Origin of the sequence: Chroococcidiopsis sp. [FACHB-1243], assembly GCF_014696895.1 — a bacterium.
In the GTDB taxonomy this organism is placed as follows: Bacteria; Cyanobacteriota; Cyanobacteriia; order Cyanobacteriales; family Chroococcidiopsidaceae; genus Chroococcidiopsis.
On the sequence record NZ_JACJQX010000057.1, the window covers coordinates 1 to 23,521 of the forward strand.

Annotated in this window: 21 protein-coding genes; 12 read left to right on the forward strand and 9 right to left on the reverse strand. The window is 46.9% G+C overall.

Features of this window, described 5'->3' with window-relative positions:
* On the reverse strand, positions 1-1,471 hold a 1,471-nt coding region (locus H6G17_RS28310), incomplete at its 3' end, for a TIM-barrel domain-containing protein (protein ID WP_242038643.1).
* A 302-nt stretch (positions 1,472-1,773) separates the two neighbouring features.
* Between H6G17_RS28310 and H6G17_RS28315 the strand changes: the two genes are divergently transcribed.
* A complete protein-coding gene (locus tag H6G17_RS28315) occupies positions 1,774-2,199 on the forward strand; it encodes a response regulator (protein ID WP_192161888.1) in 426 nt (141 codons plus the stop codon).
* 50 nt (positions 2,200-2,249) lie between these two features.
* On the opposite strand, the gene H6G17_RS28320 is transcribed toward H6G17_RS28315, so the two are convergent.
* From H6G17_RS28320 to H6G17_RS28330, 3 genes are all read right to left on the reverse strand, one after another.
* Positions 2,250-2,453, reverse strand: coding sequence for a ChaB family protein (locus tag H6G17_RS28320; protein ID WP_192161889.1), 204 nt, complete (start codon positions 2,451-2,453; stop codon positions 2,250-2,252).
* Between the two features lie 493 nt (positions 2,454-2,946).
* Positions 2,947-4,824: an ATP-binding protein gene (locus H6G17_RS28325; RefSeq protein ID WP_192161890.1), complete on the reverse strand. Its 1,878-nt coding sequence runs from the start codon at positions 4,822-4,824 to the stop codon at positions 2,947-2,949.
* A 265-nt stretch (positions 4,825-5,089) separates the two neighbouring features.
* A complete protein-coding gene (locus H6G17_RS28330) occupies positions 5,090-5,716 on the reverse strand; it encodes a chemotaxis protein CheB (RefSeq protein ID WP_192161891.1) in 627 nt (208 codons plus the stop codon).
* A gap of 595 nt (positions 5,717-6,311) precedes the next feature.
* Here H6G17_RS28330 and H6G17_RS28335 point away from each other — a divergent pair.
* On the forward strand, positions 6,312-7,025 hold the full coding sequence (locus tag H6G17_RS28335) for a Crp/Fnr family transcriptional regulator (protein ID WP_192161892.1): 714 nt from the start codon (positions 6,312-6,314) through the stop codon (positions 7,023-7,025).
* Between the two features lie 23 nt (positions 7,026-7,048).
* Here H6G17_RS28335 and H6G17_RS28340 read toward each other — a convergent pair whose 3' ends face one another.
* Positions 7,049-7,480 (reverse strand): hypothetical protein, encoded by a 432-nt coding sequence (locus H6G17_RS28340; RefSeq protein ID WP_192161893.1) that lies wholly within the window; start codon positions 7,478-7,480, stop codon positions 7,049-7,051.
* 225 nt (positions 7,481-7,705) lie between these two features.
* On the opposite strand from H6G17_RS28340, the gene H6G17_RS34325 reads away from it, so the two are divergent.
* The 3 genes from H6G17_RS34325 (at position 7,706) to H6G17_RS28350 (ending at position 9,829) form a co-directional block, all read left to right on the forward strand.
* Positions 7,706-7,834 (forward strand): hypothetical protein, encoded by a 129-nt coding sequence (locus H6G17_RS34325; protein WP_277876102.1) that lies wholly within the window; start codon positions 7,706-7,708, stop codon positions 7,832-7,834.
* Positions 7,835-7,925: 91 nt separating this feature from the next.
* Positions 7,926-9,305, forward strand: a complete 1,380-nt coding sequence (locus H6G17_RS28345; protein WP_199317064.1) for a PAS domain-containing protein — start codon at positions 7,926-7,928, stop codon at positions 9,303-9,305.
* 359 nt (positions 9,306-9,664) lie between these two features.
* Entirely contained in the window at positions 9,665-9,829 is a 165-nt protein-coding gene (locus tag H6G17_RS28350) for a hypothetical protein (RefSeq protein ID WP_192161894.1), read from the forward strand.
* Positions 9,830-9,904: 75 nt separating this feature from the next.
* On the opposite strand, the gene H6G17_RS28355 is transcribed toward H6G17_RS28350, so the two are convergent.
* Together H6G17_RS28355 and H6G17_RS28360 are read right to left on the reverse strand one after the other, a co-directional pair.
* Entirely contained in the window at positions 9,905-10,324 is a 420-nt protein-coding gene (locus H6G17_RS28355) for a response regulator (RefSeq protein ID WP_192161895.1), read from the reverse strand.
* A gap of 98 nt (positions 10,325-10,422) precedes the next feature.
* The gene (locus tag H6G17_RS28360; protein ID WP_192161896.1) at positions 10,423-10,629 is read right to left on the reverse strand and encodes a hypothetical protein; all 207 of its coding nucleotides are present in this window, start codon (positions 10,627-10,629) and stop codon (positions 10,423-10,425) included.
* 107 nt (positions 10,630-10,736) lie between these two features.
* On the opposite strand from H6G17_RS28360, the gene H6G17_RS28365 reads away from it, so the two are divergent.
* Entirely contained in the window at positions 10,737-11,096 is a 360-nt protein-coding gene (locus tag H6G17_RS28365) for a hypothetical protein (protein WP_192161897.1), read from the forward strand.
* A gap of 540 nt (positions 11,097-11,636) precedes the next feature.
* Here H6G17_RS28365 and H6G17_RS28370 read toward each other — a convergent pair.
* The gene (locus H6G17_RS28370) at positions 11,637-11,831 is read right to left on the reverse strand and encodes a hypothetical protein (RefSeq protein WP_192161898.1); all 195 of its coding nucleotides are present in this window, start codon (positions 11,829-11,831) and stop codon (positions 11,637-11,639) included.
* Between the two features lie 922 nt (positions 11,832-12,753).
* On the opposite strand from H6G17_RS28370, the gene H6G17_RS28375 reads away from it, so the two are divergent.
* From H6G17_RS28375 to H6G17_RS28400, 6 genes are all read left to right on the forward strand, one after another.
* The gene (locus H6G17_RS28375; RefSeq protein ID WP_192161899.1) at positions 12,754-12,939 is read left to right on the forward strand and encodes a hypothetical protein; all 186 of its coding nucleotides are present in this window, start codon (positions 12,754-12,756) and stop codon (positions 12,937-12,939) included.
* Positions 12,932-14,608 carry a chemotaxis protein CheB gene (locus H6G17_RS28380; protein WP_242038644.1) on the forward strand — a complete coding sequence of 559 codons (1,677 nt, stop codon included), beginning with the start codon at positions 12,932-12,934 and terminating at the stop codon, positions 14,606-14,608. The genes H6G17_RS28375 and H6G17_RS28380 overlap by 8 nt, the downstream gene beginning before the upstream one ends.
* On the forward strand, positions 14,605-15,462 hold the full coding sequence (locus H6G17_RS28385; RefSeq protein WP_192161900.1) for a protein-glutamate O-methyltransferase CheR: 858 nt from the start codon (positions 14,605-14,607) through the stop codon (positions 15,460-15,462). The genes H6G17_RS28380 and H6G17_RS28385 overlap by 4 nt, the downstream gene beginning before the upstream one ends.
* A gap of 403 nt (positions 15,463-15,865) precedes the next feature.
* Positions 15,866-16,927 carry a response regulator gene (locus tag H6G17_RS28390; protein WP_192161901.1) on the forward strand — a complete coding sequence of 354 codons (1,062 nt, stop codon included), beginning with the start codon at positions 15,866-15,868 and terminating at the stop codon, positions 16,925-16,927.
* 157 nt (positions 16,928-17,084) lie between these two features.
* Positions 17,085-21,518 (forward strand): ATP-binding protein, encoded by a 4,434-nt coding sequence (locus H6G17_RS28395; RefSeq protein WP_192161902.1) that lies wholly within the window; start codon positions 17,085-17,087, stop codon positions 21,516-21,518.
* Positions 21,519-21,565: 47 nt separating this feature from the next.
* Positions 21,566-22,801: a CheR family methyltransferase gene (locus H6G17_RS28400; RefSeq protein WP_192161903.1), complete on the forward strand. Its 1,236-nt coding sequence runs from the start codon at positions 21,566-21,568 to the stop codon at positions 22,799-22,801.
* A 429-nt stretch (positions 22,802-23,230) separates the two neighbouring features.
* Here H6G17_RS28400 and H6G17_RS28405 read toward each other — a convergent pair whose 3' ends face one another.
* On the reverse strand, positions 23,231-23,431 hold the full coding sequence (locus H6G17_RS28405) for a high light inducible protein (protein ID WP_192161904.1): 201 nt from the start codon (positions 23,429-23,431) through the stop codon (positions 23,231-23,233).
* Positions 23,432-23,521 lie beyond the last annotated feature (90 nt).

Sequence of the window (23,521 nt, forward strand, 5' to 3'; positions counted from 1 at the left end):
AAGAAGTAGAGAAAATTGCTTGGGAGTGAGAGACAAAAGCTATATCTAGCAAGCATTTGCGGCAAAGTGGCACTTTTTTACACGGATCTCGGCTCAATCCCAAGTAATGTCGCGTCACTTTGGGCAAGGAGCGATCGCCCCAAAGGATAAAGGCTGCTGGCTCGTTCATATCCTGCCAGAATCCTGCCACGCCAACATCGAGTAAATATTCATACTGCCGACTCCACCACTTGCGTACTTTGGGATGGGTGAAATCAGGGAAAACCGACCAACCAGGCCACACGGGTGCAACCACAAGCTTGCCATTCGGAAGGGTGCAAAATGCATCTAGCACACGACCCTCCAAGTAGAGATTGCTGGCGCGGCTGTACTTGATCCCAGGGTTATTAATGGCAATGAACTGCACACCCAAAGCAGCAAGCTCCTGCATAAAACTGGCAAGCTTGGGAAAGCGATCTGGATCGATAGTGAAGGCTCGGTATTCCACCTGAACGTCAATGTCTAGGTGAATCGCACTCAGCGGTAGATTATGCGATTTAAAGCTCTTAGCCGTTTCTCGGACGAACGCTTCGTCGGTACGATAACCCCAGCGTGACTGATGATAACCCAACGCCCAGCGGGGTGGCAGCGGCGATCGCCCCGTCAACTGGGTATAGCGCTCCAGCATTTGAGCGGGCGAGCCAGAAGTGAAGTAATATCGCAGCGCTCCTGCCTCAAAGTCAGCTGTGGCAGTTTCAGCAAACGTAAAGTTAGCAGGGTGTGTGTTTTCATAAAAAATTAGGTAACTGCCGTTGGAGTGAAGACCCAAGTAGAGCGGGATACAAATATACATTGGGTCTGCCCCCGATCCGTACTTGCCAGCAGCGTCGTAGTTCCACATTCGGAAGGCAAACGGTTGTTGCTTCGCGTCTTTTGCCGAGCGCAAGTTGAGCGGAAAAGCCCGTTCTCCCAATCCGTATATCTGTTCTTCCGGTCTTAGTCGCGCTCGATCGATCCACCTCTCACCCTGTCGCTGAGGCGGCATTTCTTCGCGCAGCGCAGTCGAAAAAGAATTGCAGAATTTCAGACTACCATCTATGCCAACAATGACTTGCAAAGCAGCACTAGATACAATCCAGCCATCGTCTACTTCATTTAGTGTTATTTCTACTTCTTGCCAATCTTGGCAGGCGATCGCGTAAGGAATGGGAGATATACCAGGCTTCCAGTTAATTCGGACTAGATCGGGAGTCAGAAAGCAAACTTCCAGTTCTGCTTGCTCAAAATAGAAGTTAGCACCTGTTTGAGTTAATTCAGACCGAAGTAGTTTTCCAGGGGGTTCTATCTCGTTCTCTGTCGATTGACTGAGCAACTGACGTTCGAGCCTGTCGCGCTTGAGCGAGTAGAGAAGTGCTTTTGGAGCGTAACTTAAGTAGAAAAGCGAACCCAAAAAATTCTTTAATTTCAATTCAATTTGCTTGAGGCTATTCATAATGCCAACGATCGGGCTGCGGTTAATACTTCTGAACTACCTAACTATTGCTTTAACAATTAAATACTTCAAAAGGAAAGCAAACTACCGAGCAAGTATCATCATTCTTAGGTCAGATCTTTTAATTAAGAATTGAGATCTGCGAACGGCTTTTCAGCTTCATCGTATCAATAGCATTACTACTTCTTGCCAAGATAGGGCGTTAGAGTCAGAATGAAATAGATATCAGTAGAAAAATTACCTAAAACAGAGTAGGTTGGTTATTTGTCCTAGGAAAGCTAAATAGTTGAATTTTGAACTTAATGGACGTGCAAAGTTACTCCAAAGATAGTCGTCAAAACAAGATTCTACTACCTCTAGTTCTAGCTGTCGATGACGATGAAGACAATTTAGAACTGCTGACGGAATTACTGAAGCTCATCGAGTGCCCGTTCATCACTGCTGTTGATGGTCAAACTACTATACTTATGGCACAACAGCATCAGCCAAAATTGATTTTACTCGATATGATGCTACCCGATCTGGATGGCTCAGAAGTCGTCCGTCGGCTCAAGCAAAGTCCCCAAACAAAGGAGATTCCAATCGTTGCTGTTACGGCTGTAGTTAGCGCAGAAAACCAGAAATGCTTTTTGTCGGCAGGTTGTAGCGACTGTGTTACTAAACCTTATGCGATCGAAGAACTAGAAGCGATCGTTCGTAGCTATCTCTTCACTCAAGATGACTCTTAATTTCCCTAATTCACGGCTAAAAAGCTTTGAATTGTCTGAAATTTCAAGATTCATTCGAGTTTTTTATGCCATTGACCATCATCGCCTTTTTCGTAGTCCCGCTTTACCGCACTCCAAGCAACGCGGAACGCACGTTCTTCTTCGCTATATTGTTCTTCAGCACTGTTAAACGCAGCCAGAAAAATTTCCTGGGCGTGCTTGGGTAAATGCTCTTTTACTGACTCCGGTAATTCATCGATCTGCTTGTAAGGCATCAGTTACACTCCCTTAGTTAAGACAAATCTGTGAAATAGTGCGTTGCGATCGCGGCTCCGGTTTATTACGTAATGAAATGACTCACGATCCTTTTCCCTCCTTACACAATGTGTGTGCGATCGCTCTGCTTGGATTGGTTTGCTGAATCCGATAACTTGCCTTGTCGCAGCCTTCTGCTGAGAACGGACAAAAACCAGCTAGTTGTCAAAAAATCTTGTAAATATCAGTAGCTAGAGCTTAAACAGCACTACTCGCAATCCACTCGCAATCCACTTTGACTCGACTTACTTTGCTAAGATGTATAACTCTCAATTAGCCTAAATTCTAGATTCACAAACTACTCGGACTATACAACAAACTCTTGTCCATTTGAATCAGTGTACAGTAGGTAATCTCTACAGTATCAGTTTTCATGCTAAAGCCAAGATATACATCAATCCATAGATTGAGTTTGAGTCTATTAAAAGAAAGGGGAAGTCATAACGGTGAAGTTCAAGCGAGAGCAATTCTTCCAGCAAGTTTCGCCACGACTGCAACCAACTGCATTGGTTCGATTGGCTTGGGTACGTGCATCTGGAAACCCGCTCTCAGTGCTTGGATGCGGTCTTCTTCTCTAGCATAGGCTGTTAGAGCTGCTGCTGGAATCAGTCCGCCTTGCTCTGGAGTTAATGCTCTAATTCGACGGATGAGGGTATAGCCATCCTCGACTGGCATACCAATGTCGCTCACTAGCACATCTGGTTGCCAGCGTTCGAGTAGCCAGAATGCTTCGCCTGCTGACGCTGCTGCGGTGGCTTCAGCTCCGTACTGTTCTAATGCTGCAACCAGAAAATCACGGGTATCTATTTCATCATCGACGACTAAAACTCGTACTCCATCCAGACTCAGGGTATCCTCAAGACTACTAGCTTGTCCTCGAACGGCTAGTTGCTCCGAATTGCTGACCCCTGGACAATTGACGATTGTTGGTAGTTGCACGATAAACGTCGCTCCCTGACCTTCCCCAGGACTTTCTACTCGAACTCTGCCACCATGCAACTCTACTAAGTTACGAACGATCGCTAAACCCAGCCCTAGTCCACCGTGCGCCCTAGTGGTTGTACTTTCGGCTTGACGGAAGCGCTCGAAGACATAGGGTAAAAAGTCAGGAGCGATCCCCTGACCTGTATCGGTCACTTGAATTTGGGCGTGAGAATTAACACTTGTTAGCTTTACCTCGACCCGTCCGCCAACAGGTGTAAATTTAATCGCGTTGGAAAGCAGGTTCCAGACGACTTGCAGCAAGCGGTCTGGATCGCCGGAAACTATGCTCACTTCGGAGTCGAGCCAAGACGAAATCTGAATTGTCTTGGCAACAGCAGTGGGACGCACAGTATCAATAGCTGCTTCGATCGCTTGTACCAAATTTGTTGGGCGGGTAAAAAGGCGCACTCTACCGCGAATAATCCGCGAAATATCCAGCAGGTCTTCAATCAACTGAGTCTGGGCTTTGGCGTTACGTTCGATAACTTCTAGTGCTTTTTTGGTCTGATTCTCGTCAAAGGAGCGAGATTGCAGTAGTCGCGCCCAACCAAGTATGGCATTCAGGGGCGATCGCAATTCGTGGGAGACAATCGCCAGAAACTCATCCTTGATGCGGCTAGCTGCTTCAGCCTCGGTGCGTGCGGCTTCGGCTTCGGCGCGTGCTGCCTGTTCGCGCCAGAGTGCTTCATCTTTAAAGTGGTTCGCGGCTTCAAGTTGGGCGGTGCGATCGCTGACACGTTGCTCCAGTTGAGCGTTGAGGGTGCGAATTTCTGCCTCGGCTCGCTGGCGCTCTGTCATGTCCCGCAGCAGCCAGCGCAAGGAAATCGGTTGACCGACCTGGTTGCGGATGGTAGTCACTGTCAGTACCGCATCAAATGGCAAGCTGCGACGTGGCATTAGGCGCACTTCCCAATCCTGCACTCGCTCCAACTGGTGCAGCCAGTTGAGTTGGGAACGAAAAGCCGAGCGATCTGACTTCGGGATGTAGTTGATCAGTGGTTTGCCAATCAAAAATGGCTGCTTAACGTTGAGTAGCCTTGTCGCAGCACTGTTTGCTTCTCGGATCGTGCCTTGTGGATCTATAACCAGATAGCCGTCTGGCGCTTCCTCGAACAGCTCCTGGTAGCGCTGACGTTCTGCTTCTACCAATTCGCAAGCAGTTGCTAGCTCTTGATTCTGCTGAATCAGCTCCTCTTCAGCTACTTGTAATTCTTCTAGAGTAACGCCGAGTTCCTCCAGCGAGTCCGCCGCCAATTCCGATTCGTTCTCTGACAAGACGCTTTGCTGATATAGTTGAGCGGCACGCTCGTACATGGTCTTGAGCTGCTGGGAAAACCGCTCTTCCACCCCTAACCTCTCTTGTGTTTTCTCAAAAGTGTTTTTTCAAAAAGAAAATCTCAAACACTCTTGTCTATAAATTCTCGCCTACAAAGTAACATTTCTCATAACATTTCTAAATCTACTACAAGGCTGATAGAAATCTTGCCAGAAGTGTGCTGACTAGCTTCGACGAATGCAAGGCAAACTTCAGCCTGTTGCTAGAAGCCAATCGATCTGAGCAAGTTTTCTTGGAGTCGATCTACTCCAACGAATCGCGATCGCACACATAGCGCTATGCAGCTTCTGCTAGCATTACCAGGGTCGTCAGGGCGAAGGCAATCCGCTCCAATGGCAGGATCAGATCTACACTCCGATTGTCGATCGCGAAGCTGGGCATATCGAACGAGGTACAAGTTGCCTCATTTTGGGCAAGCACCATGCCGCCCATCTTTGAAATCGCCTTTGCCCCTCTAGCGCCATCACAGCCCTTTCCTGTCAGAATGGCGGCGATCGCTCGCTCTTTAAAACTGTTTGCTACTGACTCGAATAGCACGTCAGCGGCAGGGCGCACAAAGTTCACCCTATCTGAATTTGAAAGCCAGAGGGTACTGTCTGGGTTGACCAGCAGGTGTTTGTTAGGGGGAGCAATGTATACCGTCCCCGATTGCAATCGCTCCCCCGACTCTGCCTGCTTGACCTTCAGAGGGGTGCGACGGCTGAGGATGTCAGCCATCAAGCTGGGATACCAGGGGTGTATATGCTGTACCACGACGATGGCTGCTGGAAAGTCTGATGGTAAAGCTTCTAGGATTTGGCTAATTGCCTTCAGCCCGCCTAAAGATGCTCCTAGTGCCACTACGTCGTAGGCGGAGGTGGGGGAGTAAAATCGGTTGCTGGGTTTCTGTTTGCTGGTCAACATGGAAGATGTTGTTTAACGGTTCGCAATGGCGAGCCATTGCGAACCGTCGCATACCGAGTGTTTTGGGGTGTGGCAAGTCCAACAGTTATGTAAGATAGCTTACATAAACTTGTTTTTTTATTATGTCAGATATCAGACATATTGGTATGCTCTCGTATAAGCTACAAACAAAAAAACTGAAAAAATTAATTCTTTAACTCGGTCGTCCATGTGGGACGAATTCAGAAAATAGAAGCCTCGCTAGCGCTCGATCGGGAGCTTGTTTGTATTCAAAAATACAGGCAGATTTAACACAGGTTCATCCCTCTAGGCGAGGAACCAGACAAGGCAGTAATGTAATGTGACTTACATAAGGGCTAGATTCTCACGACAGGTTTCCCAACCTACGTAATGGAATGCTCTTGATGAAGAGCATCAGGCGCGATCGCTCTCACAGCTAGAGGAACTTTTTCCAGCAGTAGATCTAAAGACTGGTCTAGGAAACTGCCCTATTGAGTCAGTCACCAGATTTCACTTTCGACATCGAAAGCGAGCTGGAGAAGTCCTTTCATACTGTCAGTCATCCCTTCTCAATACGAGCGCACCGAGGTTTTTGATGTCCGCGTCCAATCCACCCCCAATCCCAGCTAAAAATCGTCTTCTAGCAGCCTTGCCTGTGGAGGAATACGAGGCTCTCTTCCCCCACCTGGAGCAGATCTCCCTGACTTTCAAGCAAAGCATCTACCAGTCAAACGAACCGCTCGAATACATCTATTTTCCCAGTCATGGCATCATCTCTCTGGTCGTCATCATGGAAGACGGCGGGGTAGTCGAAGCAGCTACAGTGGGCAATGAAGGAATGGTCGGTCTTCCCGTATTCCTAGAAGCAGATACAATCCCCAGCGAAGCCCTTGTGCAAATCCCTGGCAATGCCATGCGGATGAAGGCAGATGCGTTTAAAGCCTGGGTAGAGCAGAGTCAGCCGCTGCAAAAACTGCTGAAGCGCTACACGCAGGTAATGATGAACAGTATTATGCAAACTGCTGCCTGCAACCGCATACATGAAATCGAACAGCGATGCTGCCGCTGGCTGCTGATGACCCACGATCGCGTGGGGTCAGACAATTTTCCTCTCACTCAGGAGTTCCTTGCTCAAATGCTGGGCGTGCGTCGTCCCAGCGTCAGTGTAGTTGCCAGTATCCTTCAGAAAGCGGGGCTGATCCGCTACAGTCGTGGCAAAATCGCTATCCTCGATCGCCCTGGTCTAGAAAGCGCAACCTGCGAGTGTCATCGAGTTATCAAACAGGAGTTCGACCGCTTGCTCGGTTGAGCCGCGATCTAAGAGACACGCGCCTAGAGGGGTTCAAAGGTAGCTCGCTTTATACCTTTGGCGTATAAATGCATCAGTAAGGGATTGTTCTGCCCATGTTTTTCAAATTCAATCTTTAGGTCGATCGAAGTATTTACTGGGATAAACTTATTCGGGCTGAATGGAGAAATTTGAAAGCTGAAATTCGGTACAGCCACTATTAGTTTTCCCTCTTTCACAGTCAGTTCCCAAACAGCTTCAGTTACCGGATTGAGAAAAACACCTGTTTTGGCTGAAACTTCTTTTTCAGGGAGTTCGACGAACTTAGAGACAGGACTCATACTGGTTGGATTCCTAAGAATTTTACCGACCAATTCTCTCTGTTTGGGAGTGAGTTTTTGCCAACTATGCCCCCAAAATTCTCTCAAATCTTCTCGATTCCCAAAATAACGGCGATGTAAAAACTTAGAAGACATCAAGAAAATCAAGCACCCTATTAACATTAGTAGACTTCGATTATTAGTAAAATACTTGCTACTAGCTTGACTAGTATCTATCTCAAGTAGGACATAAATATTAAGTTGGTCTGCGATCGAAGATACCAAAAAACTTAAAAAAACTTGAGCAAACTGTTTTATTTTCTTTATTGTTATAAGCTAATTAATTAGCAGTAGTACAAAGCTCAATAGAAAATCTCGCTTGTGCAGAACTATTCTCAGCCAGGAATATATTCAGGAACGGCTAATAGTTCTATAAGCGAAGCAGTGCGCGATCGCGTTTATATCTCCTACTTACAAGCTTTGCGCTCGAAAATTTTATTACAGGTATAGGAGGAAACGAGATAGGCACTAAAACCAGATTTTTTGAGTTTATTGTTAGTAGGATTACAAACTTTGTCCGCTCGTTGCAATAAGTTAGTATTTGACTGCTAAACAGTCAACGCGAGTAGAGAAAAGCGCGATCGCTTTCATTGAAATTGAAGCAATTCTTGGAGGTATTTGTGTGAACGTGGATGTATTGGGTAAGCAAATAGAGGGTATCCACTCGCGTTTGACCGAGCTGTACCAAAGCGCTAGTACCTTAGTACAACCAACGTCAGATCTGCTGCCGTCAGCTTTCAAGGAACTGGGCATCGCCTCGGAAGAATTGCAGGTAGCCCTAGAGGAACTAAAGCAGCAAAACGAGCAACTGGTAGCGGCACAAACGGAGATTGAAAGGCAACGCCAGCGCTATCAAGACTTGTTCGAGTTCGCACCGGATGGTTATTTGGTGACTGATGCAGCAGGGACAATCGAGGAAGCTAACTGTACTGCTGCCAAGTTGCTCAACGTCTCGCAACGATTCTTGGTTGGCAAACCGCTAATAATTTTTGTTCCTGAAAATGAGCGACAGACCCTTCATGCCCAACTGAACCAGATGCAACAAGTCCAGCAGATACAGGAGTGGGCAATACGCCTTTGCCCGCGTGATGGCAAGCCTTTTAACGCAACCTTGACAGTCGCTACCATCCGCGACGGGGAAGGCAAAGTAGTTGGATTGCGTGGGTGTATGCGCGTCCGCAGTGTTCCTGGGTGCGAATGCTACGTCCCGCAGCAGGCACAGCTAAAGCTAGAAAGAAATGACTTCAACCCCAGCCAAGATTTCCGAAAGCATATTTTTTTGAAGGGGGAGACTATACCCCTCAACCCCCAAACTATTTGGCAAGTTCGTCAGGGGATCGTGAAGCTGAGTACGGTTTGTCAAAATGGTGAATCAGTGCTTGTAGGATTGGTAGGATCTTCGATGGTTTTTGGTGCCGATCTGACTTCTCTGGCATCCTACCAAGCTATAGCTCTCTGTGCAGTTCAGTTAGAATATTTTTCTCCATCAGAGCTAGCAGCCTCCCCAGCCCTGGCTCAGATTATTTTACCTCAAATCGATCGGCGACTCCGGCAGACAGAAGCCATGTTAGCTATTTCAGGACAACGACGAGTAGCAGACCGATTTTACAAACTATTGCAGTTGTTGAAACAGGAAATCGGTCAACCCGTGGAGCAAGGAACTCGTCTTTTGGTTCGTTTTACGCATCAGGACTTTGCCAATGCTTGCGGTACGACTAGGGTGACGATTACACGACTGCTCGGCAAGCTAAAGGAACAAGGCGCAATTACTATAGATCGCAAGAATCACATTATCTTAATAGAACGGGGCTTTAAGAATGTTGTTAATGCAGGGGATATTGCCAAGCACGCGCCAAAACGAATTGCAGAGTGCCAAACCAAGATCGCACTTGATTCGCCACTCTACATACAGTCTTCTTAAGAATTTATAGTCAGGGTCTTTATATTAGCTGACCCCGATTTGTAACCTCAACTACAATAGCAGAAATCTGATGAAATACTAATTTTTTTTAGACTTATTAGAGCCAAGCACTCTTTCCAACCCGTGTTGAGGCATGACTGCAACTGCGATCGCCGTGCCTAAGTTTCGCAAAAATCAAACAGCGTGTTTTGTCGGTGGTTTAGGCACGATTCGAGGTTGTCAATTGCGAAGCTGACTTTACTAAAGAATAGCTGTTCTCATGGTTTGGCGATCGCGCTCTGCGTAGAGTTGACATCATCTACCTTTTTTCAACGGCAAAGCAGTTCATCAGTAAACTTTATTTCGACACGAGAAGTTCGATGATAATTTACTTGGGATACACAGCTCTCTCGGCGCTGCTACTAGCAGCACTAATTGGGGCGATTGCTCAAATGGGTATTGCTCTGGATGAAGCAGATCTCGAACGCTTCTTTGTTTGGACGTGTATTGCTTCAGTCATTGCATATTTGCCGATGGTGTTTTAGTAGACGGTAGGGATTGCGGCTAGAGCGAGATTTGCTTTGACCGCCTGCAATAGCACCGACTTAAAGTTTCAGCTTCTAAATTGCTCGATCGATCGCGTGCCTGGGCTGTAAAATCGCTCTGACTCGCTCCAATAGAGCATTCAAGTCAACTGGCTTACGGATAAAACCATCAGCCCCTACGTCAAACGCTTCTGCCGCAGTTGGTTCTTGGTAGCCTGTAACTAGCAGAATTGGCACAAAGGGCAAGCGATCGTTTTGTCGGATATGCTTGGTCACTTCTAAGCCATCCATCTGAGGCATCATCACGTCCAGCAACACCAAGTCTGGTGGACTAGCTTCAATCTGGGCTAAAGCTGCACGACCGCTATCAGCAACCTCAACCAGGTATCCTTCTCCTTCTAGAAACGCTTGAAGCATGAAATAGTTGTCAGCAATATCATCGACCACCAAGATCCGATCGACTTCGGAGACTAACTCAGGAGATGAATCGTTCATTATGCAAGCAAAAGAAAACGAGCGAGTCAAGGAAAAATTACTTTAATTCTCCTAACTTGCATGACCTGAATAAATCCTCCCACGGCAGAAGGCATTTTCTATCCAAGGTTAGTGGCGATCGCCTCAATCTCTAGCATACAAGTTCGACTGCCGCTCAAGACGGCTGGACTTAGCTCCAAGGCTGGCACTTTCGCTAGAGCCAAGGGAATTAATGGAGCAGATAACTGTAACATCTGTGCTGCTTCTACTCCAAAAGATAGAAGCGTTGTTCTACCTTTTGGTAGACAATCAATTATAACAGTCATTACACGCGCCAAATTGCATCAGGTTTCCAAAAACTGCAACGCCTAAACGCTAATAAAAGTAATTCCGAAACATGGTTTAAAATACAGCGCACAGTAGAGACAATGATATGTATTCGCAGCTGATGGCGATTAGCCAGAATGCTTTAGAAGATGCATATTACGAAACTGCTTACCACGCGCTGTGTGCTGCTATGCACTTAGCCAATGCTACAAGGGACGAACATCGCTTACAAGCTTTGGCACAAGTAGTGAAAACACAAATTGATTGGATCGATCTACACGCTCCAGAACATCGGATGTCAACTCAGGGTGCAGTAGAACGCAATGGTACATCTTTCTACAAAACGCTCTCGAAACAGATTCATGCAGAGCTGATAATTATACAACAGCAACGCCGACAAGAACAACTCTCCAAGCATTTGCCGTCAGACGGCGATACTCTCAATAGCCCCTCTACAGAGGAATAAGTTAACATTCCCAGCCCATCTATAATAGTTCCGATTTCAATAGAAATTGGAACTAGAGAAATGAGCACCCGCAGGCACTTACTTCAATCTTGTGCAAACAGATTACCTCCTGCATATTTCCAAGAATTCGGCTCTGGATCTTTGCTTTTCGACTATTTCACCAACTCTTTGCCAGCAACTGTAACATTCTTTCATTCAAACGAGCTTCAGGAGCGACTCGTTCGCGCTTCAATCGCTTCATAGAGAATTTATTTTAAATACAGATCTCTGGGAGAAGATGGCAGAATGTAGAGTGACGAATTATTTAATCGAAACCGATAAAAAAGCTTTAAATCCAAAGCAATCTTAAAGACAAACTTAGTATTTCTTGGAATTTCTGGTAATTAAAGCTATAAATTGAAGTTAGCCGCTTTAAAGACCGTAACTATAAATGCTTACAAACACTTTTGCAGAGTGTGAAGCCAGGTCAAAACTAAACTCGACGCTTTACTACAAACAAGAGTTTTCAAGAACGTAAATTTAGGATCTCTCGAATAGGTATTATTTGACAAACCATTCCTGATATATAGCAACTAAGTTCTGATTTTGTTCGCGCATAGCTCTTGTTTTAATACGTATTGCTAGAGCATCAATCCGCATTTTGCAAGCTCGCAGCCGCATCACCTTAGCTTTAAAACGCATAGCAGACAGATCGAGTTTTTTCTGAGATCGCTCTTCTTGAGAGAAATTAGACACAATTAGGTACCACCTTTTTACTAAATAATGATTTTCGAGTTTCCCTAAATCCGATGATTTTTCTGACACTTTCTTAAGTTTCTTGAGCGGACAAAGGAGAAGGTTTATCAAAAAATGGAGAAAGCTTGTCTTGTGACAAATGGTTAAAGTATGCAACAGAACAATCAATTGTTAGCAAAACTCTTAGCTAGTCTCCGAGCGAGTTAGACTAATATTCTTGAAAGAGTAGCCTCAGCCTCGTTTGCCAAGCGATCGAACTCTATTTACCCAACTTTAAATGGGGTTAAGCTTTTACCTATACTATGTCTCACTGCTATCTCAAGTTTTAGATATTAAAAGGTAATTTTGTATATCCCTACAGAGATAGCTTTTCTAACAAAAACTTGTGAACTCAAATACATCTCGATCTCTCAGTTTCTAGCCTTTGAGTATACTAATATACTTACATTTTTACAGCGTAATTTATCAAATCTTTCAATGTCGTTTGTAGAACGGCATTAAGTATTTTGTGACCGCGATCGATGATTTGACTGATGTGCCTTATTTTTTGATGAAGCACGTACTCTTCAGTACCAAATATAATTTCCTACTCTTTTGATACAAGTAGTGAAGCACTCTTTCATCTCTCATCGAATAATTCGAGGAATTATAACTTCATCCTCATAGTGTATTCTGTGTCAAATCAAATTGTATTTTTCAAATCAAGAGATAGCGCTCGCACTTCACTAAGTCTTTAGTAAGATAAACAAGCTTTTGGAAGCGCGAAGGGTATAGGCTTGACAGTGAGGATAAAAAGTGAGAAGAAACAATTTAGAATACATTGCTTGCATCTGAAAATGAAAATAGACGTTGTTATTTTTTTAAGTTTTGGTATTCAAAATCACCAATAAATTTAGCATCAAGTCCATTCTCTAGCTAGAAGATGGATGAAATAGTACTAGTTAGTAGTAGTAAAGTAGTTAGACAAGTCCGATCTAGATCGCAGCGCATCCTCGTGCGATCGCAAGTCCCTGCTCGAATTGCCAGAAGCTCGCTAGAGAAATACTTAGCTAGTTTTTTAGCGACTTGGATGGGAATATTTACCCAATTTCCACAACTTGATGGATAACTTCGCACCCCTCAGTCGGAATCAACAAATGCTCAGACACGACATAATTGTCGTTGGAGCCTCTGCTGGCGGGGTGGAAGTGCTGACCCAGCTGGTTGCCTCTTTGCCAGAGAACTTACCAGCGGCAATTTTCATCGTCATTCACCTTTCTGGCACCAGTAAAAGCTTTCTGCCAGAGATCCTCAATCGCAAGGGGAAAATGCACGCAGCTCATGCTCGTGACGGTGAGGCAATTGTGCCTGGGCGCATCTACGTAGCACAGCCGAATTACCATTTGTTAGTCAAACGTGGTTACATCCGCTTGGTGCAGGGTCCAAAGGAAAACGGTACTCGTCCGGCGATCGATCCCTTATTTCGCACGGCGGCAAAGGCATACGCTCGCCGTGTAGTTGGTGTGGTGCTGTCGGGTACGCTCGACGATGGTACGGCGGGGCTGACAGATATCAAGCAGCAGGGTGGTGTGGCTGTGGTGCAGCATCCCGATGATGCCCTGTTTAGCGGGATGCCCAAGAGTGCCATCTCACACGTAGAAGTAGACCACATTCTACCAGTCTCGGCGATCGCCCCCGTTTTAGTACGTTTAGCCCATGAACCAATAGTTGAGCCAGGAGCTTTGAGTGTGAATAGCGATAGCGAACGGGAAATGGAACCCGATATTGTGGAACTCGATGGCATGGCTTTACGCGATCGAGGACATCCTGGGACAGCTTCAGGCTTGATTTGTCCAGATTGCGGCGGTTCTTTATTCCAACTGCACGAAAGGAAGAATTTGCTTCAGTACCGCTGTCGCGTCGGTCATGCCTTCTCTGCCGAAAGTTTGGTAGCGGGGCAGTACAAAGCTCAAGAAGAGACGCTGTGGGCGGCAATTCGGTCTTTAGAAGAGCGTGCCGAGCTGATGAGTAAAATGGCGAATAACGCGGCGGAACGTAACAGTACCAAGTCAGCTAGGCGGTTTGGAGCGCAGTCCCGAGAAGCTCAAGAGCAGGCTGACTCAATCCGAATAGTACTGTTCCAAAATCAGTTACCCACTATGGCTGGGGTAGCCGAAACCGATGGAGGATCGAATCCAGGTGAGCTAGAATTCGATGCGACGTTGAAAGTGGTAGTGCTGGTAGCATCAGATGGTGGGCTGAATGCCTTGAGTTACATCCTAGCTGCCTTACCACTCAATTTTCCCGCAGCGATTATCGTAGTACAGCATCTCGACACCCAATCCCAGCCTAGCTTGATGCTAGATCTCCTGGATCGCCCGTCAAGCTTGCCATTACTGCCGGCACAAGCAGGCGAGCAATTGCGATCGGGTAGAGCCTACATTGCTCCTGCGACTTCGCACCTGTTCGTGACTCCAAACGGTACTCTCTGCCTATCTAATGCTGTATTTGTAGACTGGAAGCGCCCCTCTGCCGACTTGCTATTGCAGTCAGTGGCAGCTAGTTTTAAAGAGCGGGCGATCGCCGTAGTTCTCTCTGGTAGGGGTAACGACGCTACTACGGGAGTGCAAGCGATTCACAAGATGGGCGGGAAAGCGATCGCCCAGGATGAGAGAACTGCCGAGTTTTTCGAGATGCCTAGTGCTGCTATTGCTACTGGGGCTGTAGATTTCGTTTTGCCATTGGGCAAAATTGCTTCTACGATAAAGGAATGGGTGATGGATGAAGCGAGCCAATGAGCATTACATCGATCGACTGCGAGTTTGAAGCCCTGCTAGACTACCTCAAACTCACGCACGGCTTTGATTTTACGGGCTACAGCCGTTCTCATTTAATGCGGCGGATAGAAATACGGATGCAGCAGGTAGGGATCGAGGGCATCAGCGATTATCATGACTACTTACAGGCACATCCCCAAGAATTTACTCACCTATTTAACACGATTGAGATCAACTTCAGTGGCTTCTTTAGGGATGCCGAATCTTGGGACTATATAGCGACACAAATCGTTCCCCAAATAGTTGCGAGTAAATCCGAGTCCGATCCGATCCGAGTTTGGAGTGCTGGATGCGCTACTGGAGAAGAAACTTACACTTTGGCAATCGTACTTGCCCAAGTCCTAGGGGTGGAACAGTACTTATCGCGGGTGAAAATTTTGGCGACAGATGTGGATCTCGATGCCCTGAAGCAGGCGCGTATGGCAAGTTACCGCAGCGATCGCGTGGTGGGCATTCCAACTACATTGCTGTCGCAGTACTTCCAGCAAGTTGACAAACACTACGTCTTTCGCTCTGACTTACGCCGCCCCATTATCTTTTCCCGACATAACTTAATCGCCGATGCGCCGATGTCAAAAATTGACCTGCTGGCGTGCCGTAACGTTCTGATCTATTTCAACATCGAAGCCCAAGCTAGAGTCCTAGCACGCTTTCACTTTGGCTTGAAGGATAGTGGCTTTCTCTTCCTGGGTAAGGCTGAGATGCTACCTGATAACTTTTTTACATCGTTAGACATCCAACACCGCGTCCTTGCCAAAGTGCCGAAGAATAGTTTAAACCAACGCTTGTTACATAGGGCGATTAGCCCACGGTAGTACGTGCGCTCAATAGACTCGCGCATGAGTCAACAGTTCTTCACTTTGAGGGGAAGTTAAACTCAGCCATCTCGTCACCAAGGCGACTTAATTTAACAGTGACTAGTGACCAGTTATTAGTTACCAGTTATTAGTTTCATGCTGATTGAGTTTAAACCAGTGTCCAGTAAGCATTGCAGCGAGCGGTAGGTAAAGCTAGTTCAAGCTTAGTACAGATAAATTAACTCTTAACTGGTGACTGGTGATTGGTGACTAATAACTGGTTTAACTTTTCCCTAGACTGGAAGCAGAAGTTTTTGTTTATCTGCTGAAGTTCTCTTGTACTGCTACCCTGGAGTAAGAGTATTTAGAAACTATTGTGGTCATGGAAGTCGGTAGGTAGGCGGGAGCGCAGATACAATCCATGAGCGACGAGCTGTTTAGGCAACAAATTCAAATCATCAATCGACAGATGGCGATTCTGCACGGTCACATGTTCGAGTTATCTCCGGCGCTACAAAAACAGGTGAGCAAGGTTTTGGAGGAGACTGCTACTGCCTTGGACAATCTCTTACTAATCTATGAGGAGATGCAGACGAATTTGGAAGCATCAGCCGTCGTTGAGTCGGAGCTTTTCCAACAAACTCAGCAAGCGATGCAAGAGCGTCAGCATTATTACGACTTATTTCAATTCAGCCCAGATGCTTACTTACTAACCGATGCCAATGGAGTCATTTTGTCAGCGAATGGGGCGATCGCCAAACTGCTAAATGTGCCACAAATCTACCTGCCTGGTAAACCACTCGCTACTTATATTACACAAAGCGATCGCTCTTGCTTTCGCACTCTTCTCAACCAGCTGACTTTTGTCAGTGACGTGCAAAATTGGGAAATGAATTTATGCCCAAGACATGGTAAGCCGTTTGCGGCTCTTTTGAAAGTTGCTGTTGCCCGCGATGACTCTGGTTTGATTGGGGCGTTGCGAATTGGCGTGCATGACATGAGTGAGTACAAGCAGGTTGTGACTCAACCCGCCTTTGCACTTAACTCTGAAGATCTGCCAGCCCAAGCAACTATTCCCCTGACTCAACTGCCGCCAGCGCTTGACGGCTTACAGGTTTTGGTGGTAGATGATGAAGCCGATGTCCGCGAATTTATTACTGCTGTTTTGGAGTCGCAGGGAATTCGCGTGACGGCAGTTGCCACCGCAGCAGCAGCATTGGAGGCACTGGAACGATTCCATCCTGATGTTTTGATTAGCGACATTCGGATGCCGCATCAGGACGGCTATAGCTTGATCCGCCAAGTGCGGGAATTGGAGGCACAAAAAGGATGGCATATTCCGGCAGCCGCGCTCACTGCTTATTTAGCAGAGGATCGAGAAACAGCAATAGCAGCCGGATTTGAGTCGCATCTGCACAAATTGGCTCAACCCACCCAGATAATTAAAATGGTAACTGGGTTGTCTAGACGCTCACCTACCTAGCCAGCGCGATCGCCCGTCACTTAGTCGAATTACACCACGGTACAATCGAGGTAGCAAGCGAGGGAGAAGGACGAGGGGCAACCTTTACCGTACTGCTGCCATCGATCGCCTCTGCTCAATTAAATAGTCACACCAAATTACTAAAGTAGCGATCGCGATGCAACGTCCTCAAAGAGAAATCACTCTAAACAACATCCTAATTACCGAGGAATTATCTCGGCGTTCGCCTCGTCCCCCAAACTTGCTCTTAGAAAATCAGGCGTTGCATACATTAGCACGGCAGCTAGTGAATCAGCCGGAAGCGATGCTCCAAAGTCTAGTTGACATTGCACTAGACTTATGCAATGCAGGAACCGCAGGAGTCAGTTTACTGGAAGTGCTGCCCAGTGGGGAAGAAGTCTTTCGCTGGAATGTATTAGCCGGAAGATTATCACAGTACGTAGGCGGTACAACACCCCGCAACTTTAGCCCCTGTGGAACCTGCCTCGAGCGCGGTACACCCCAGCTTTTTTCTCATCCCGAACGATATTTCACCTACTTCCAGAAAGCTAATACTCCAGTCGTTGAAGGCTTAGTATTACCCTTAATTGCGGAGAATCATGCCCTCGGCACGATCTGGATTATGTCGCACGACGAGCAGCGGCACTTTGATTCGGAAGATGTGCGGGTAATGACGAGTCTGGCAGATTTTACCGCAGCCGCCCTCCTGCGAAACCAGCGACAAACTAAGGAATTGCTAGCTGCCAACGCCACTCTAGAAGCGGAAATTGTAGAGCGCCTCCAGGCGGAAGAAAAATCGCGCGAGATCCAAAGACGGCTCGAATTATCTTTGACGGGCGCGAATCTGGGAGTCTGGACGTACAATGTCGGCACGGACGAATTTTGGGCGGACGATCGCGCTAAACGAATGCACGGACACGAGCCGCACGAAGTCCACAACTTTGAGGAATCCGGAGCGAATATCCATCCCGAAGACCGCGATCGCGCTGGAATGGCGTTTGCTCAAGCAATTCAAGAGCGATCGAAACTGCAAATCGAATACCGCGTTGTCTGGCGCGACGGCAGCGTTCGCTGGATTGCTTCTTACGCCGAATTCATGCCATTAGGCGATCGAGACGAGGGAATATTTTACGGCGTGGCGCAGGACATTAGCGATCGCAAACGCGCAGAACTTGCCCTGCGCGAATCGGAAGGAAAATATCGATCGCTGTTCAATTCAATTGACGAAGGCTTCTGCATCATTGAACGAGTGGCAGGGGAACCCATTAATTTTCGCTATGTTGAAGCGAATCCAGCATTTGCAGTGCAGACTGGCGTTAGCGATATTGTTGGAAAAACGATTCGTGAGGCGTTTCCCAATGCACAAGAAACCGGATACGAGAATTACGAGAATGTCTTGAAAACAGGTGAACCGCTCCGGTTTGAAACCAACGTTTCCAGTCTCGAACGCACGTTGGAAATCTACGCCTTTCGGATTGAAGGCGAACCTCGCCTCGCAGTCATTTTCAAAGATATTAGCGATCGCAAACGGCACGATGCAAATCTCGTCTTTTTAGCCGAAGTCAGCCAAGACCTGGCGCGTCTGACGAACATTGACGAGACGATGAATGCGCTGGGCGAAAAAATCGGCGGACATCTCGACTTGTCGGCATGCGCCTTTGCCGAACTTGATGAGGCGGCTGAAATTGGAGTCATCAACCACAGCTGGCATCGCAGCGACGTGCCGAGCCTGGCTGGCACGTATCGCATGGAAGAGTTCGTAACACCCGATATTCTGCAACGTTGTCGCGCCGGAGAAGCCGTCGTCGTCCGCGACGTGTTCGACGACCCCCTGACCGATGGCGAGCAGTATGCGGCTCTGAACATCGGCTCCTTCCTCAGCATACCGCTCGTGCGCAATGGCGAGTGGCGCTTCCTGCTCGTCATTTATCATACCGAACCCTATGACTGGCGCGACGACGAAATCGAACTGACCCGCGAACTCGCCAACCGCATCTGGACGCGGCTTGAACGCGCCCGCGCCGAAGTAGGGTTGCGCCGATCGGAAGAAAAATATCGGCTGCTGTTCAATTCGATCGACGAAGGTTACGCCCTCTGCGAACTGCTGTATGACGACGATGAAAGGGCGATCGACTGGAAAATTTTGCAGGTCAACCCAGCGTTCGAGTCCCTGACCGGACTGCGCGATGTCGCAGGTAAAAACGCCACTCAACTGGATCGACCGTTGAATCAGAACTGGCTGCAAACCTTTGGCACGGTGGCTCAAACAGGCGAATCGACCCGGTTTGAACACTACATCGACAGTGTAGATTACTGGTTCGAGATTTTGGTGTCGCGCATCGACGAAGATAAACACCACATTGTCGTCGTATTCAACAACATTACCGATCGCAAACAGGCAGAAGCCGATCGAGTTCGCCTGATTCAGGAACAAGCTGCCCGTCAACAAGAACGCCAACGCGCCGAAACTCTGGCAAACCTCGATCGCGCTAAAACTCTCTTCTTCAGCAACGTCAGTCATGAATTCCGCACCCCGTTGACACTGCTGCTGGCTCCCCTGCAAGATGCTTTGAGCGATGCCGAAGGCGGTATGCTCTTCGACCATACTACGCAAACGCGAAGCGACCATCGCACCTATCCCCTTTCTTCCTCCCAACGAGAACGACTGGAACTAGCGCATCGAAACGCAAATAGACTCCTGAAACTGGTTAATACCCTGCTCGACTTCTCCCGCATTGAAGCTGGACGCATAGAAGCAGTCTACGAACCGACCGATTTGGCAGCTTATACGACTGAATTAGCCAGTGTCTTTCGTTCTGCAATCGAGCGGGCAGGGCTACGCCTGATTGTCGATTGCCCACCGTTGCCCCAACCTGTATACGTAGACCGCGAAATGTGGGAGAAAATTGTCCTCAACCTACTCTCCAACGCCTTTAAGTTCACCCTAGAAGGCGAAATAGCGGTCAGGCTGCATTCTGCCCAAGGCGAATGCGTCATACTACAGATCCAAGATACAGGCACAGGGATTCCACACGAAGATCTACCCCATCTATTTGAGCGATTTTACCAGGTACGAGGAGTAACAGCAAGGACGCATGAAGGATCTGGGATTGGTCTAGCCTTAGTGCAGGAGTTGATCCGAATGCATGGCGCAACTGTAGACGTAAGCAGCGTTGTGGGACAGGGAACCTGTTTCACTGTCACAATTCCTTTAGGCACAGCTCACCTACCGAGCGATCTCCTACGACTCGACGTAGGAGATCGTAACACTACACGTACCCTAGCATCAACAGCACTTGGTGCAGCCCTTTATGTCGAAGAGGTAGAGCGTTGGCTACCGGAAGAAGGGAGTCGGGAGTCGGAAGTCGGGAGTCGGGATAAATCGCCCACCCACCACGCACCACTCACCACGCACCACTCACCATGCATTCTTCTGGTTGATGACAACGCCGATATGCGCGATTACCTAACGCGGATACTGAGCGATCGCTTTCAAGTCGAAGCGGTTGCGGATGGAGCAGCGGCACTGGCGGTGGCGAGAGCAAGAGTGCCAGATTTGGTACTGAGTGATGTGATGATGCCGCAACTGGACGGCTTTGGGTTGCTCCAAGCGTTGCGTGCTAATCCACAAACCAGAGAAACTCCCATCATCCTGCTTTCTGCCCGTGTAGGCGAAGAGTCGGTAGTGTCAGGGCTAGAAGCGGGGGCGGATGACTACTTGATCAAGCCCTTCTCTGCTGCTGAGCTAGTGTCTCGCGTCAATGCTCATCTCCAGATGGCGCAACTCCGCTCTGAAGCACTCCGCTCTGAAAGAACGATCAATCGCCGGAAAGACGAGTTGCTGTCAACCGTTTCCCACGAACTGAATACACCCTTGGTTGCTATTCTTGGTTGGACGCGGTTACTACGCGCCTCACCACCCAGTCAATCGATGTTGACGAAGTCGCTAGAGACGATCGAGCGGAATGCTACGCTGCAAGCCAAACTAATTCAGGACTTGCTGGATATTTCCCGCATAGAGGCAGGCAAACTGCGTTTGAGTCTTGAGCCTATCGAGTTAAAATCAGTCATAGAAGTAGCGATCGCAGCAGTCAAGACTGCTGCGATCGCTAAAGGCATTCATATAGAATGGAAGCGATCGTCGGTTCAAGAAGCTTCTGAGATTACCATTAGTGGCGATCGCGATCGCCTTCAACAGGTCATTTGCAATCTTTTGACTAATGCGATTAAATTTACCCCCCAAGGAGGAACGGTAGAGATTTCGCTTACACGAGTAGAGAGCAGGGGAAAGAGAGCTGGGGGAGCTGAGGGAGAAATTACGACTCCCGACTCCCGACTCCCGACTCCCAATTCTTATGCCCAAATCCAAATCAAAGATACTGGTATCGGCATCAGCCCTGATTTTCTTCCCCATGTGTTCGATCGTTTCCGTCAAGCCGAAGGAGAAAATTCAGCTAAAGGATTGGGATTAGGACTGGCGATCGCCCGTCACCTAGTCGAACTCCATAATGGTACGATTCATGCTGAAAGTTTAGGAGTCGGGCAAGGCGCAACCTTTACCGTTGGGTTGCCAATTTTTCAAAAATTATGAATTTTTCGTTATAAGCTTAATTTAGCGGACAAATCTCAAACCTTTCAATGAACCTGCTCCCAGCCGAGCCAGAATTTGAAGCGTTATTAGACTACCTCAAGCACGATCGCGGCTGCGATTTGACTGGCTATAAACGCTCTAGCTTGATGCGGCGATTTCGGCAACAAATGCAGAGCATTGACGTTGGTAGCTATCAGGATTACTTAAAGTATTTGCAACGCCATGACGAGGAGTGGATGGCGCTTTTAGATACTGTTCTGATCAACGTTACTGGTTTTTTTCGCGATCGCGACGCTTGGGATTATCTAGAAAGCGAAATCATTCCAAAAATTATTGGCAGCAAGCAGCCTGACGAACAAATTCGAGTTTGGAGTGCGGGTTGTGCTGCTGGACATGAAGTGTATAGCCTGCTGATGTTGTTTGCCGAAGCTTTAGGAATCGAAGCTTGTTTGCAGCGAGTCCAATTTTATGCCACAGACGTGGATGAAGCCGCGATTGAACAAGCGCGTCTTGCCACTTATGACTCCAAAGAAGTTACATCAATTCCTCCCCAACTGCTGGAGAAATACTTTGAGCCAACTTCTGGGGGTTATGTCTTTCACCGACAACTTCGCCGCCAGATCGTCTTTGGTTATCACAACTTGGTTGTAAATGCGCCAATGTCCAAAATCGATTTACTAAGCTGTCGTAATGTACTAATCTATTTCAACGGGGAGACACAAGCATCGATCTTTGTTCGCTTCCACTTTGCGCTGAAAAACACTGGTTTTCTCTTCCTAGGTAAGTCAGAAACATTAGTCAACCACAGACAAATTTTTACGCCTATCAGTTTAAAGCATCACCTTTATGCAAAAGGGCTAAATTTGGAACTGAATGACCACTTATCAATTAACCCCAAATCTAGTAAAGAGCGAGTAATCGATCCAACGACAAGCCAAATTCAATTTTGGCAAACTGCTTACGAAACAAATCATGAGGCTCAACTAGCAGTAGATTATAATGGTCGCCTAGTCGCTACCAACAACCAGGCAAACATCCTATTCGGATTAACCTTAAACGATTGGGATCGTCCCTTTGAAGAACTCGAAATCAGAAAGCTAGTGGGTTCTCAAGCTTCGCTTCAAACATTTTATCGTAATCGTCGTCGAGTCACTTTGAAAAATATCGAGTGGAACACTTCAAAAGGTACAAGTTACTTTGATATTTCCATCGTCCCCGTCTTCAGCCAAAAAAAACATTTGCTGGGAGTCAATTTGACATTTATCGATGTGAGCGATCGTTAATAAGGAGTAGTGGAAAGGTACTTTTCAGGTTAAACTACCTAAAAAAGTTACGGTTTTCTAGTACGACTGGCAGCTATGTAACAGCTAGTTGTAAGACATGAAGACAACAAAAAACATACGGAACCTTTCCGCAATCACTCATTCTGATTATCCTCTAAAATCGCTTTATCATTTTTTCAGCTTGTCTTACCTGTACTTAAGATATATGTCTGTCTTCTCTAGCAACCAAAAATTGTTTGAAGCAATCTATTTATGTAAGCGGATAATCTCCATTTTTAAGAATAAGTCTTGGTAAAGAGTAAAAACTTTCTGTCGCTAAAATTTTAAATTTTAGAACATTTCCACAAAGTTTAGATTAATAATAGCAGATGTTTTAAAAATACTTTGCTAATGAGATCCATTCTTAATTCATGCTCGTCAAGCGAGTAACTAATGAGATATAGTTCTTTCATCAGCAAAGGCGCTCGAACTAGCTTGGTAGAGCGCCTTTGCTACTTTATTCATTCCAGTAATATCGCCTTCAAGCCAGTTTTGTAGAGGATTCCAGCCAAAGAGCCAAGCGTTACGATCTGCACCGTTGTGTTCCTGAGCCATAAGTGGCGAATTAGTAGAAGAACTTTCGGTCTCCATTATTAATACTTCTAAACAAATTTTCAACTTAATTTTTTTCCTAATGTTATTCATGTGGATCGTAACTATTTTCTACTTACAGGTTCAAAT